This is a genomic window from Achromobacter spanius (assembly GCF_002812705.1).
GTDB lineage: Bacteria > Pseudomonadota > Gammaproteobacteria > Burkholderiales > Burkholderiaceae_B > Achromobacter > Achromobacter spanius.
Window position 1 is genome coordinate 5,959,619 of sequence record NZ_CP025030.1, and the last position, 13,455, is coordinate 5,973,073.

The window sequence follows — 13,455 nt, forward strand, 5'->3', positions numbered from 1 at the left end:
GCCCCGTCAGGCCGGCTTGGGGTCGCGCATGGTGCGCCACACCGACAACAGGCCCGCGGAGATGATCAAGCCCATGCCGGCCCAGGCCAGACCATCCAGGTGGTCGCCCCAAAAGCCCATGCCCAGCAAGGCCGCGAAAATAATGGTGCTGTATTGCAGCGCCGCCGTCAGCAGCGCCGAGCCCACGCCAAAGGCCCGGGTCATGGCAAGCTGGCCGAACATGCCCGCCACGCCCACGCCCACCAGCGACGCATAGCCCTGCCAGTCCGCCGCGCCCCAGCCTTCGAACCACAGCCCGACAACGCTGGACACGCAGACCGCCACGGAAAAGAACAGCACGGTACGCCACTCGGGTTCGCCGATCCGGCCCAGTTGGCGGATCTGCAGCATGGCAATCGCCGACATGGCGCCCGCCCCCATTCCCATCAGCGCCGCCAGCCATTGGTCTTCATTGATGCTGGGCCGCAGCACGGCGATCACGCCCAGGAAACCCAAGGCCACGGCGATGATGCGCACGGCGTCGCGCTGCGCGCCGCCCCAGCCCAGCATCCAACAGGCAATGAAAAGGGGTGCGGTGTAGTTCAGGCTGGTCGCGGTGGCCAGCGGCAGGTGCGAGATGGCGAAGAACCCCAGCCACATCGACGTCACGCCGGACAGGTTGCGCCAGAGGTGCAGTTTCCAACTGGTCGGAACGATGGATTGGCGGCCGGCGCGCGCCCACAGCAGCAAGAGAAGAACCGAAGGCAGCCCCCGAAAAAGCACGATCTGGGGCAACGAGGCGCCGTGTTCGGTGCCGAACTTCACGAACGACCCCATGATGGCGAACATGGCGGACGCCAACAACATCCAGAGAGCCTGCATTGGGGTTCTGCGCTAAGGGAAAAGTGGGGGGAACTAGGGGAAAGCGATACTATACTCTTCGCCATCGGGGGCGGTGCCGGCGAGTCGGGGAACTGGCGGGTCGCCGCTATGTCGAACCCCGGTATTTCCCGCTCGCAGAGGAACACAAAAAACATGAAACGCATTGTCTTGTTCGTCATCACCAACTTGGCCGTCATGCTCGTGCTGTCGGCCACGCTGCGCATCCTGGGCGTAGACCGCTACATCACCGCCAACGGCCTTAACCTCAACGCGCTGCTGATCTTCTCGGTGGTGGTGGGTTTCACGGGCGCGATCATCTCGCTCTTGATCAGCAAGCCGATGGCCAAGTGGAGCACCGGCGCCCAAGTGCTGGACCCGAACGCGCCGCGCAACCAGCGTGAAGCTTGGCTGGTCGACACCGTGCACCAATTGGCTGACCGCGCCGGCATCGGCCGCCCGGAAGTCGCCATCTATGAAGGCGCGCCCAATGCATTCGCCACCGGCGCGTTCAAGAACGACTCGCTGGTCGCCGTGTCGACCGGCCTGCTGGAAAGCATGAGCGAAGAGGAAGTCGCGGCGGTGCTGGCGCACGAAGTGGCCCACATCGCCAACGGCGACATGGTCACGCTGACCTTGATCCAGGGTGTTGTGAACACCTTCGTCGTGTTCCTGGCTCGCGTGGTCGGCTACTTCATCGACCGCGTGGTGTTCAAGAACGAACGCGGCATCGGCCCGGGCTACTACATCACCGTGCTGGTCTGTGAAATCATCTTCGGCGTGCTGGCCTCGATCATCGTGGCCTGGTTCTCGCGCCAGCGCGAATACCGCGCCGACGCCGGTTCGGCCCAACTGATGGGCGCGCGCGAACCGATGATCCGCGCGCTGGCCCGCCTGGGCGGCCTGGAACCGGGCGATCTGCCCAAGTCCTTTGAAGCCTCGGGCATTACCGGCCGTGGCGGCCTGGCGGCCATGTTCGCCTCGCACCCGCCGATCCCGTCACGCATCGCCGCGTTGCAAAACGCCCGCGTGGTCTGACCCCGCCGGGTTGCCAGGCAGAAAAAAGTCCCTCAGCCGAGGGACTTTTCTTTTGCAGGTTCCGAGAGGGATATACCCCCTGCCGTCAGCACTCGACGATGTTCACCGCCAGGCCGCCGCGCGCGGTTTCCTTGTACTTCGTCTTCATATCAGCCCCCGTTTCGCGCATGGTCTTGATAACCGAATCCAGCGACACATAGTGCTGCCCGTCGCCGCGCAGCGCCATCCGGGCCGCGTTCACGGCTTTGATGGACGCCATGGCATTGCGCTCGATACAGGGAATTTGCACCAGCCCGCCGACGGGGTCGCAGGTCAGGCCCAGGTTGTGTTCCATGCCGATTTCGGCGGCGTTTTCAACCTGCTCCACCGAGCCGCCCAGCGCCGCGGCCAACCCCCCGGCGGCCATCGAGCAGGCCACGCCCACTTCGCCCTGACAGCCCACTTCGGCCCCCGACAACGACGCGTTGTACTTGTACAGCAAGCCGATCGCCGCGGCGGTCAGCAGGAAGTTCCGCATGCCGTCGTGGTTGGCGCCGGGCACGAAGCGGTCGTAATAGTGCAGCACCGCGGGGATGATGCCCGCCGCGCCGTTGGTGGGCGCCGTGACGACCCGGCCGCCGGCGGCGTTCTCTTCGTTGACCGCCATGGCGTAAAGGTTGACCCAGTCCATGACCGACAGCGGGTCCGACAAGGTGCGTTCGGCGCGCTGGGTCAGATTGCGGTAAAGCTCAGGCGCCCGGCGGCGTACCCGCAGCGGGCCGGGCAGTACGCCGTCGGCTTCCGGGTAATTGATGCCGCAACCGCGCGCCACGCAGTCCTGCATCACTTGCCAAATGCGGTCCAGCCCGCTGTGCGTGTCTGCCGCCTCACGCCAGGTGAGTTCGTTCTGCATCATCAACTGCGCCACCGTCAGACCGTTCTCGCGGCACATGGCCAGGAGTTCGCGGCCCGAGCGAAATGGGTAGCGAAGTTGGTTGTGCGCGGCGATCACCTGGCTATTGGACGCGCCCGCCGTCACCACGAAGCCACCACCGACAGACAGGTAGCGCGATTCGCGCAGCGACTCGCCGTTGGCGTCGATGGCGTGGAATTTCATGCCGTTGGGGTGCTCGGCCATGGCTTCGCGCCGGTAGAACACCATGTGCTCTTTTTCGACGAAAGCAACCGGGTAGCGCCCCAGCAGCGGCAGTTGGCGGCTGGCGCGCACCGAGGCGATCATGCCTTCAATGGCGGCCGGGTCCACCGTGTCGGGCGCCTCGCCCATCAGCCCCAGCAGCACGCCCTTGTCGGTGCCGTGCCCCTTGCCCGTGGCGCCCAATGAACCGTAGAGCTCAGCGCGAACATGTGCAACCCGGGGAATCAGGCCGTCGCGTTCCAGGCCTTGCGCGAACAGCAAGGCGGCCCGCATCGGTCCCACCGTATGGGAACTAGACGGGCCTATGCCAATCTTGAACAGATCAAATACGGAAACGGCCACGCCACACACTCCAATACATCAACGAATAGTCAGGCAATGATACGCGCTGGCAACAGCGCGCGCAGGAAACCTGGCCAGCGTATGCTGTATTGCTACCGCGGGTTTCGCCGCCCCAGCAGGCATGCGATCATTACAGAATTATTACTTGTCATAAAAAGAACGGGAACACCCCTGGATGTCTGGTCTTATCACCCTGCTTGACTTCGCCGGCTACGTCGCCCTGCTCCTTTGGGGCGTGCACATGGTCCAAACCGGTGTCCAGCGCGCCTTCGGCGCCGCCCTGGGCGCGGCGTTGGGCCGAGCCCTGGGTACCCGCTTGCGTGCTTTCGCGGCGGGTCTGGGCATCACCGCCGCCTTGCAAAGCAGCACGGCCACGGGCCTGATGATTACCGGCTTCGCGGCGGGCGGCGTGGTGGGCCTGGTGCCGGCGCTGGCCGCGATGCTGGGCGCCAACGTCGGCACCACGCTGATCGTGCAACTGCTGTCGTTCGACCTGACCTCGCTTGCGCCCATTCTTATTCTTGCCGGCGTCTGGATGTTTCGCCGCTACCCGCCCGGCCGCACGCGCGACCTGGGCCGGGTGTTCATCGGTCTGGGGCTGTTACTGCTGTCTCTGCATCAGCTGGTCGAGCTTTTCGAGCCGTTCCAGACGGCCCCCATGCTGGGCATGATTCTCGACGCGCTGGCCACCCAGCCGGTGGCTGCCGTGCTGCTGTCGGCCGCGTTCACCTGGGCCGCGCACTCCAGCGTGGCAGTGGTGGTGCTGGTAATGTCCCTGGCAAGCCATCACATGGTTGCGCCCCACGTGGCTTTCGCGCTGGTGCTGGGCGCCAACCTGGGCACCGCCATCAACCCCATGATCGAAGGCGTGACAGGCGACGACCCCGCCGCGCGCCGCCTGCCCTTGGGCAACCTGCTAACCCGGGTGCTGGGCGTGCTGGCCGGGCTGATCCTGCTGCCGGTGCTGCAACCGCTGATGAGCGACATGGCAAGCGACCCGGCACGCGCCGTCGCCAATTTCCACACGCTGTTCAATGCGGTCATCGCCCTGCTGTTCCTGCCGCTGCTGACACCCTACGCGGCGCTCTTGACCCGTTGGTTGCCCAAACGGGCCGATCCCAACGACCCGTCTCGCCCCCAGTACCTGGATGAATGGGCCCATGACGTGCCGGCCGTGGCGCTGGGCAACGCGGCGCGCGAAGCCCTGCGCATGGCCGACATGCTGCAAACCTTGCTGCTGTACGCGCGCGCAGGTTTCAAGCGCGACAACCGCCACCGCATGGTGCAGGCGCGCCAGTTGGACGCCGCGCTGGACAAGCTGGAAAACGCCATCACCACCTACCTGGCCACGCTGGACCAGGAAAACATGACGCGCGACGACGTCCAGCGCATGGATGACATTCTGGCCTTCGCCAGCAACATCGGCCATGCGGGCGACATTGCCCATCACGGGCTGCTGAGCCATGTGGCCAAGCTGCGCAAGCAAGGTTGGATGTTTTCACCCGAGCAACGCGCCAGTCTGGACGACACGCTGGGCCAATTGATTGCCAACCAGCGTCAGGCCGCCGCGCTCTTCGTCAACGACGACCTGCGTCAGGCGCGCGCCCTGGCTGGTGAAAAGGCGCGCTTTCGCACGATCGAGATTCAAGCGGCCGACACGCACTTGCAGAAGATCAAGTCGGGCGAGGTGGACGCCGCCGAAGTCGGCGCGCTGTACCTGGATATCCTGCGCGATATGAAGGGCATCAACTCGCACCTGGTGGGCGCCGCCGCATATCCGCTCTTGGCCCGCCACGGGGAATTGTTGCCCAGCCGCTTGAGGGAAGCGGGCAACTAAGCCGGTAATCAAGCTGGCAACCAAGCGGGCAATTAAGCGGATAACAGCGCGGGGAACACAAGCCCCACCGCGCCTATCGGTTTACAGGTAGCGCTGGAACCACGCCAGCATGCGAGTCCAGCCATCCTTGGCGGCCTCGGGCTTGTAGCTGGCGCGGTAATCCGCCAGGAAGGCATGGTCGGCGTCCGGGTACACCATAAATTCCGACTGCTTGGCGGCTTCGTTGCCGGCCGCCAGCTTCGTCTTCATGGTCTCGATGTCGGCCAGCGGAATGCTGGCGTCCAGGGCGCCGTACAGGCCCAGCACCGGTGCATGCAGGTCGTTGACCACGTCGAACGCCACGCGCTTGATCAGCGGGCCATGGCCCACGCTCAGCTTGCCGTACCAGGCCACCGCCGCCTTGACGTCGGGGTTGTGCGCGGCGTACATCCAGGTCAGGCGGCCGCCCCAGCAAAAGCCGGTGATGGCCACGCGCCTGGCATCGCCGCCGTTGTCCGCGGCCCACGCCACGCTGGCGTCCAGGTCAGCAAACACCTGCTCGTCGGGCACCTTGCTGACGATGTCGGCAATCAGCTTGGGAATATCGGTGTAGGTAGAGGCGTCACCCTGACGCTCGTACAGATTGGCGGCAACCGCCAGATAACCGGCCTTGGCGATGCGGCGGCAAAGATCCTTGATGTGCTCGTGCACGCCAAAAATCTCTTGCACCACCAGCACGACAGGCAAGTCGCGGCGCCCTTGCGGCGCGGCGTAATACGCGGCAATGGAACCATCTGCCACGGGCAGCTTGAAATCCCCGTGGACCAAGCCTTCGGTGTCAGTGTGAATGACGGTGGGGGCGACGTTGCCGGCGGCAGCGGAAAAACTCATGGCGGACTCCTGTGTAGGGGGGTGGACATAGAGGCGTCCCGTCCGCGCGCGCCCTGGTGCAAGTAGGCGAGCCCTGCCTAGTGCGAGTGGCCGTGCTCGGCATGGGGAGCGCCGTGGCCGGCGTCGGCCCCGTGCTCGTGCCCATGGTGCATCACGGTCGTCACGCTGTAGATCAGCGCCACGCCCACACCCACCAGCAATAATTGCGGGACGGCATCCGAAAGGGACACCCGTTCATGCATCTGCGGCATCAGGTCAGCCACCGAGATATAAAGGAAGCTGCTGGCGGCAACCACCAAGACATACGGCACCCAGTCCTGCGCCTGCTGCAGCACAAAGTACCCTATTATGCCGCCCACGGCTGAACACAAGCTGGTGAACAGGATCAGCGAAAAGGCGCGGCGACGCGCCAGCCCGGCGTTCAGCAGCACGACGAAATCGCTCAGCTTGTGCGGCACTTCATGCACGATGATCGACGCGGCGGTCAGTACCCCCAACAGCGGATCGGTCAGGAAAGCCGCCGCCACCAGGATGCCGTCGCACAGGTTGTGTAAAGAGCTTCCGATCAGGATCAGCACGCCCCCGCGCCCGGCTTCGTGGTGATCGTGGCCTTTGTGATGGTGGTGCCCGTCACCTTCGTGGTGATGACTATGGCGCAGCAGCGCAATCTTCTCAAGCACGAAAAAGCCGATCAGCGACGCCAGCATCAAGCCGAAGAGCGTATGCGCATCGGCCACGCCCCCTTCGAAAGCCTCGGGCAACAAATGCAGAAGCGCCACCGACAGCAGCACGCCCACGGACAGGCTGACCATGTGGTGCAGATACTGGGCGAAGACCTTGTAGGCCAGCCAACTGGCGACAAGGACGGCGATCAGCCCGCCGGTAACGGTGGCAAGAAGTACCCAGAGCAGCAACATGTGGGGGGACGCAATAGAGGCGGGGAGGAAGCGCAACATTATATTGTTGCAATCCTGAAATCGGAAATGGGCCGCCCGAGGACGGCCCGCCAGGTGCACGGGGACAGAACAGCGGGCTTAGTGCGCCTGCTCCCAGTTCTTCCCCATGCCCACTTCCGCCACCAGCGGCACACGCAGCTCGGCCACCGAACACATCAGGCGCGGCAAGGCCTCCTTGACCACCTCGATCTCGGCGTCCGGCGCTTCCAGCACCAGTTCATCGTGTACCTGCATGATCATGCGGGTTTGCAGCTTTTCCGCTTCCAGCCAGTCTTGCACGGCCACCATGGCCAGCTTGATCAGGTCGGCCGCGGTGCCCTGCATGGGCGCATTGATGGCCGCGCGTTCCGCCCCCTGCCGGCGCGGACCCGAAGCCCCACGGATTTCCGGCAGTTGCAGGCGCCGACCGAACACGGTTTCAACGTAACCTTGCTCGCGCGCGACGCGGCGCGTGTTTTCCATGTACATCGCCACGCCGGGATAGCGGGCGAAATAGCGGTCGATGTAGGCCTGCGCCGCATCCCGCGTGATGCCCAGGTTGGACGCCAGGCCGAACACCCCCATGCCGTAGATCAGGCCAAAGTTGATGGCCTTGGCCGCGCGACGCTGGTCGGTCGACACATCCGGCAGCGCCACGCCGAACACTTCGGCGGCCGTCGCGCGGTGAATGTCCTCGCCGGCGGCAAACGCGCGTTGCAGATTGGCGTCGTCCGACACGTGCGCCATGATGCGCAGTTCAATCTGCGAATAGTCGGCCGACAGCAGCATGCCCTGTTCCGCGATGAACGCCTCGCGCACACGGCGGCCCGCCTCGGTGCGCACGGGAATGTTCTGCAGGTTGGGATCGGACGACGCCAGCCGGCCGGTAATCACCGCCGCCTGCGAGTAGCGCGTGTGGACACGGCCCGTGGCGGGGTTGATCATGCGCGGCAGCTTGTCCGTGTAGGTGGACTTCAGCTTGGACAGCCCCCGGTATTCCAGCAGCACCTGCGGCAGCGGATAGTCCAGCGCCAGCTTGGTCAGCACGTCTTCGTCGGTGGACGGCGCGCCGCTGGCGGTCTTGCGCACCACCGGCAACTGCATGCGCTCAAACAGAATTTCACCCAACTGCTTGGGCGAATTCAGGTTGAAGGGCTGACCGGCCAATTCATAGGCCTTTTGCTCCAGCCGCAACATTTCCTGGCCCAGCTTGTGGCTTTGGCGGCCGAGTTCGTCGGCATCCACCTTCACGCCATTGCGTTCGATGGTGGTCAGCACCGCCGACACCTTGATTTCCAATTGATAGATGCGGTCCAGGCCTTCGTCGGACGCCACCATCGGACGCAGCACGCGATGCAATTGCAAGGTGAAGTCGGCGTCTTCGGCGGCGTAATGCCCCGCCTTGTCCACCGCCACCTCGTCGAAACCGATCTGCTTGGCGCCCTTGCCGCACAGGTCCTCGTACGACACGCCGCTGCGGCCCAGATAGCGCTGGGCCAGGTCGTTGAGCCCCACGCCGCGATGCGATTCCAGCACATAGGCCTCAAGCATCGTGTCGTCGGTAATGCCCGCAAGCTTGATGCCTTCGTTGGCGAACACATGCGCGTCGTACTTGGCGTGATGCAGCAGCTTGGCGCGCGAGGTGTCTTCCAGCCACGGCTTCAAGCGCGCCAGCACCTCGGCCTTGGGCAACTGCGTTGCGCCGTCCGGCCCCCGGTGCGCCACCGGAATGTAGCAAGCCACGCCAGGTTCCACCGCCAGCGACAGGCCAACCAGCCGGGCCTGCATCTGGTCCAGCGATGTAGTCTCGGTGTCCAGCGCCACCAGGGGCGCCCCTTGCAGCTTTTCAAACCAGGCGTCGAATTCGGCCCAGTCGGCAATGATCCGGTAGTCCAGTTCGGCTGGCGCCTGCGGCACTTCCGCAGCGATGCGCGCATCACCCGTGGGCACGCGCTCGGCGTCGCCGGTCAGGTCGCGCAGCCAGGTACGGAAGCCGTAGCGTTCATATAGTTCGGTCAGCGTGGCAATGTCGCGTTCGCGCGGCGTCAGGTCGCTGACGTTTTCCACGTGGCCGCTCAGGTCGCAATCGTATTTCACCGTCAGCAGTTGGCGGGTCAGCGGGAAATTGGGAATGGCTTCGCGCAGGTTGTTGCCGGCCACGCCCTTGATGCCCTCGGCGCCTTCGACCAGCTTGTCAATGGAGCCGAATTCCGCCAGCCATTTGACCGCCGTCTTGGGACCCACCTTGGTCACCCCCGGGACGTTGTCCACGGTATCGCCAACCAGCATCAGGTAGTCGACGATGCGGTCGGGCGGCACGCCAAACTTATTGACCACGCCGGGCTCGTCCAGCACTTCGCCCGTCATGGTGTTGACCAGCGTGACGTGGCTGTTGACCAGTTGCGCCAAGTCCTTGTCGCCCGTGGAAACGATGGTGTGTACATCGTGTTCGGCGGCGTGCTTGGCCAGGGTGCCGATCACGTCGTCCGCTTCCACCCCCTCAATGGCCAGCACCGGCCAACCCAGCGCGCGCACGGCGCGGTGGATGGGTTCGATCTGCGCAGCCAGGTCTTCAGGCATGGGCGGGCGGTGCGACTTGTACTCGGGATACAGGTCGTCTCGGAAGGTCTTGCCGCGGGCATCGAAAATACATGCGGCATACTCTGCCTTATGATCAGATACAAGCTTGCGCAGCATATTGACCACGCCGTACAGCGCCCCCGTGGGTTCGCCTTGCGCATTGCGCAAATCAGGCATAGCGTGGAAAGCGCGGTACAAGTAGCTTGAACCGTCGACCAGTAATAAGGTTTTTTTCATGGTTAAAAAGGCAGATATGGAAACACCCGCCGGCAAACAGATTCCGCTGATTATGTCAGAGATACGGACGGCGGCAGACAAGCTCGCGAACATCGGGCCCGCAGTCAGCGTCTTCGGCAGTGCACGAGTCAGCCGTAATTCCCCCCACTATGAAACCACCATCGCCATCTCGGCCGCCCTGGCCGGCGCCGGTTTCGCGGTCATCGCGGGCGGTGGCCCCGGCATCATGGAGGCCGCCAACAAAGGCGCCTTCGAGGCTGGCGGCACAAGCATCGGGCTGAACATCAGCCTGCCGCACGAGGCCCACAACAACGAGTATCAAACCATCAGCCTGTCGTTCGAGTATTTTTTCTCGCGCAAGGCCACGTTCTTCATGCACAGCTTCGCCTACGTGGCGATGCCGGGCGGCTTTGGCACCCTGGACGAGCTCTTCGAAGCGTTGACGCTCATCCAGACGGGCAAGGTGCCGCCGGCGCCCATCGTGCTGGTGGGTAGCGAATATTGGTCGGGCCTGGTCGACTGGCTGGGTGATCAGGTGCTGGGCAACGGCATGATCGGCGCGCACGACCTGGACCTTTTCATCATCGAGGACGACCCCGTCAAGGTGGTGCGCCGCGTCGTGGAATTCCACGACAAGGTCACTTCCGAGGCGCAATACGCGCCATCCCTGCCGGCTTGAACGCGGCGGCGGCCCTTAACCGAGGGCCGCTTTGCCATCTAGCGTTTGAACGACGGCACCACCTCATCCGGAATGGGGCACACATAGGGCTGCCCGCGCCGCGCGTCCAGCAATTCCTGCTTGGCGCGCGCCAACGCTTCCGGCCGCGCCAGTAGATCAGCCGCCGTCGCCGCAATGATCTTGGCGGCGTGCACCATTCCCTTGTGCGCCATCGACATCTTGCCCTGCGCCACCATCTGCCAGGAATGAAACGGCGTGCCATAGGCGTAGCAGGCGCCCCAGCATTGCGCCGTGGGCGTCACCCAACTGACATCGCCCACGTCCGTCGAACCGTACGTGATCTCGCTCTTGGCCGGGTCAAACGGCGCCACACCCGCGAACAGCGGCGTGGGATTGCGCAGTACCGCCCCCAGGTTCTTGCCGGCGTTGTCGATGTCGTCTTCCGTGATCGAATCCCACATCCGGCGCGCCACCTGTTCTTCACCCGGCGTATAGGCCGGGCCTTGCAACGCCTGCATATTGGCGTACATGATTTCGTTCAGCACACGGTTCGGCATGTAGTTCGAACACGCCTTGTCGAACACGATGTCCAGTTCGCAGCCGGTCATCATCGCCGCGCCGCGCGCCACGTTCTTGACCCGCTCGTACAGTTCGGCCGCCTATGAATTGATGGGGGCGCGCACCAGGTACAGCACCTCGGCGCGGGCCTGCACCACGTTGGGCGAAATGCCGCCGCTGTTGGTCACGGCGTAATGCACGCGCGCGTCCGGCACCATGTGCTCGCGCAGGTAGTTCACGCCCACGTTCATCAGTTCCACGGCGTCCAGCGCGCTGCGGCCCAGATGCGGTGAATTCGCGGCATGCGCCGCGATGCCGCGGAAACGAAAATAGGCCTGGATGTTCGCCAGCGTGGACTGGTGGAAGATACCTGTGTGCGAAGCCGGATGCCAGGTCAAGGCAGCATCAAGCTCATCGAACAGGCCCTCGCGCGCCATGAAGGTCTTGCCCGACCCGCCCTCTTCCGCCGGACAGCCGTAGAAACGGATGGTACCCGGCAACTGATTGGCTTCCAGGAATTCCTTGACCGCCACGGCGGCAAAGTGCGCTGCCGTGCCCAACAGGTGATGGCCGCAACCATGGCCATTGCCATTGGGTGTTTCCGGCGACGGCTGGCACGCAAAGGCGCCGCTTTCCTGGCTTAGTCCGGACAGCGCGTCGTATTCGCCCAGGATGCCGATGACGGGACCACCCTGGCCGGCCTCGGCCACGAACGCAGTGGGAATGCCAGCCGCGCCGCGGGTGATGCGAAAGCCGGCTTCTTCCAGCATCGCCATGTGCAATTCGGCTGACTTGTGTTCGTCGTAGCGTAGTTCGGCCAAGCTCCAGATGCGGTCGCTCAGTTCCGCATAACGCCCGCTGCGCGCGTCGATGAACGGCGCGAGTTTGTCGATGGCACCCATGATCTCTCCTCTGCTGGTTTCGGCAGTTTCGATCATTTTTCGATTGGAGGCGAGCCTGTTCAAGCCCCCCTTCGCCGAGGCAGCTTCGATCAGCTCAGGGCCTTGACGATGGCCTCTCGCGCCAATCCGATGAATTCGCTTTCCCCGGCACGGGCAGGCAGCAAGCGAAATTCCACCGAGGGCAGCGCTGGCAAGCCAGGCGCATGCAAACGCGTGATCCCGGGCGCCAGGGCGGATTCATTCAGGCAGGCCACGCCCAGCCCGGCCGACACCGCCAACTGCAATCCCGCCACCCCTGAAGCCACATGCGCCACCGTGTAAGGCACGGCGCGCCGCGCAAGCTGCCGTTCCACGTACTGGCGCAATGCGCAGGTCTCCGGCAGCACCAGCAAGGGCAAGGCGGCATCTTCCGACGGCGCGCCTGAGCCTTCGGCCGTCATCCACAGCAGCGGCTCGCGGCGCAACAGCGCGCCCTGCGCGCGGGCGCGAGGCGCGCCGCGCTCCTGGATCGACATCGATATGCCCACGTCGATTTCGCCGCGCTCGTAGGCGGCCTCGATGGCGCCGCTTTTCATGATCGTCACGTGCAGCCGCACCTGCGGGTATTGCTCGTTCAAACGCCGCAGCATGCGCGCCACGTCGCCCGGCCGAAAGTAATCCGTAATGAACAGCCGCAGCTCGCCGCGCAGCGCCACGCCACGCAGATCCCGGTAGGCCTCGTCGCTCAAGGCCAGGATCGCGCGCGCATGTTGCAGCAGGCGTTCGCCCGCGGGCGTGGCCGTCACCCCGGTTTTGCCGCGCACCAGCAGGGCTTGGCCCGCGCGCTCTTCCAGTTTGCGCATCTGTTCGCTGACCGACGATTGCGACAGAAATACCTTCGGCGCCGCCGCCGTCAGGCTGCCCGCGTCCAGCACGGCGACCAAGGTGCGCAACTGGTCCAGATCAAAACCCGACATGGCTTTATCCAACGGATTAATCGATGGATGAAATCGTAAATTCCCGCTTTTCCGATGTCAAACGGGTTTCTACACTGGCCTTGTACCCTTCACAAACCGGAGCCTGTCATGCCCCATATCGTCGTACATCTTTCTGGCCAATCCGATCCCGCCATCAATCGCCGCGTCGTTGAATCCGTGGCCGGGCTGACCCAGTCCGTGCTGGGCAAGAAGCTGCCCGTCATCGCGATTACCTTGCAGCACATTCCGCACGATCTCTGGTTCATCGGCGGCACGCCGCTCTCCGAGCAGGGCAAGAACGCCTTTCACCTGGACATCAGCGTCACGGACGAAACCAATACCAAGGCCGAGAAGGCCCGCTTCATCAAAGAGATTTACGCGGCGTTTCAGGAAATTCTGGGCGAACTGCACGAATGTTCTTACGTGCATGTGATCGACGCGCGAGCGGCGGCGTATGGGTACGGCGGCGCCACACAGGAATACCGGCACCAGCAAAACGGCCTATAAGAAAAACGGTCTATAAGACGG

General features: G+C 64.1%; 10 protein-coding genes and 1 pseudogene. 4 read left to right on the forward strand and 7 right to left on the reverse strand.

The window, feature by feature from the left end:
• Window positions 1-6 precede the first annotated feature (6 nt).
• Window positions 7-861, reverse strand: a complete 855-nt coding sequence (locus tag CVS48_RS27090) for a DMT family transporter (RefSeq protein ID WP_100857137.1) — start codon at window positions 859-861, stop codon at window positions 7-9.
• Between the two features lie 153 nt (window positions 862-1,014).
• Here CVS48_RS27090 and htpX point away from each other — a divergent pair, with 153 nt between their 5' ends.
• Window positions 1,015-1,896 carry a protease HtpX gene (gene htpX / locus CVS48_RS27095; RefSeq protein WP_100857138.1) on the forward strand — a complete coding sequence of 294 codons (882 nt, stop codon included), beginning with the start codon at window positions 1,015-1,017 and terminating at the stop codon, window positions 1,894-1,896.
• Window positions 1,897-1,981: 85 nt separating this feature from the next.
• Here htpX and CVS48_RS27100 read toward each other — a convergent pair whose 3' ends face one another.
• Complete coding sequence (locus tag CVS48_RS27100; RefSeq protein WP_100857139.1) at window positions 1,982-3,373, reverse strand: L-serine ammonia-lyase; 1,392 nt, start codon at window positions 3,371-3,373, stop codon at window positions 1,982-1,984.
• Window positions 3,374-3,548: 175 nt separating this feature from the next.
• Between CVS48_RS27100 and CVS48_RS27105 the strand changes: the two genes are divergently transcribed.
• Window positions 3,549-5,210 carry a Na/Pi cotransporter family protein gene (locus CVS48_RS27105; RefSeq protein ID WP_100857140.1) on the forward strand — a complete coding sequence of 554 codons (1,662 nt, stop codon included), beginning with the start codon at window positions 3,549-3,551 and terminating at the stop codon, window positions 5,208-5,210.
• A gap of 81 nt (window positions 5,211-5,291) precedes the next feature.
• Here the strand turns inward: CVS48_RS27105 and CVS48_RS27110 are convergent, their stop codons facing one another.
• The 3 genes from CVS48_RS27110 to polA all read right to left on the reverse strand — a co-directional run bounded on the left by CVS48_RS27110 (window position 5,292) and on the right by polA (window position 9,832).
• A complete protein-coding gene (locus CVS48_RS27110) occupies window positions 5,292-6,080 on the reverse strand; it encodes a dienelactone hydrolase family protein (RefSeq protein ID WP_100857141.1) in 789 nt (262 codons plus the stop codon).
• A 77-nt stretch (window positions 6,081-6,157) separates the two neighbouring features.
• A complete protein-coding gene (locus tag CVS48_RS27115; RefSeq protein ID WP_100857142.1) occupies window positions 6,158-6,997 on the reverse strand; it encodes a ZIP family metal transporter in 840 nt (279 codons plus the stop codon).
• 117 nt (window positions 6,998-7,114) lie between these two features.
• Complete coding sequence (polA, locus tag CVS48_RS27120; protein WP_100857143.1) at window positions 7,115-9,832, reverse strand: DNA polymerase I; 2,718 nt, start codon at window positions 9,830-9,832, stop codon at window positions 7,115-7,117.
• Here polA and CVS48_RS27125 point away from each other — a divergent pair.
• Window positions 9,831-10,511: an LOG family protein gene (locus tag CVS48_RS27125; protein ID WP_463096918.1), complete on the forward strand. Its 681-nt coding sequence runs from the start codon at window positions 9,831-9,833 to the stop codon at window positions 10,509-10,511. The two genes, polA and CVS48_RS27125, sit on opposite strands and share 2 nt — an antisense overlap.
• A 38-nt stretch (window positions 10,512-10,549) precedes the next feature.
• Here CVS48_RS27125 and CVS48_RS27130 read toward each other — a convergent pair.
• Window positions 10,550-11,971, reverse strand: a pseudogene (locus CVS48_RS27130) (M20 family metallopeptidase).
• Between the two features lie 89 nt (window positions 11,972-12,060).
• Entirely contained in the window at window positions 12,061-12,927 is an 867-nt protein-coding gene (locus tag CVS48_RS27135) for a LysR family transcriptional regulator (protein ID WP_100857144.1), read from the reverse strand.
• A gap of 108 nt (window positions 12,928-13,035) precedes the next feature.
• On the opposite strand from CVS48_RS27135, the gene CVS48_RS27140 reads away from it, so the two are divergent.
• Window positions 13,036-13,434, forward strand: coding sequence for a tautomerase family protein (locus tag CVS48_RS27140; protein WP_100857145.1), 399 nt, complete (start codon window positions 13,036-13,038; stop codon window positions 13,432-13,434).
• Window positions 13,435-13,455: the final 21 nt, after the last annotated feature.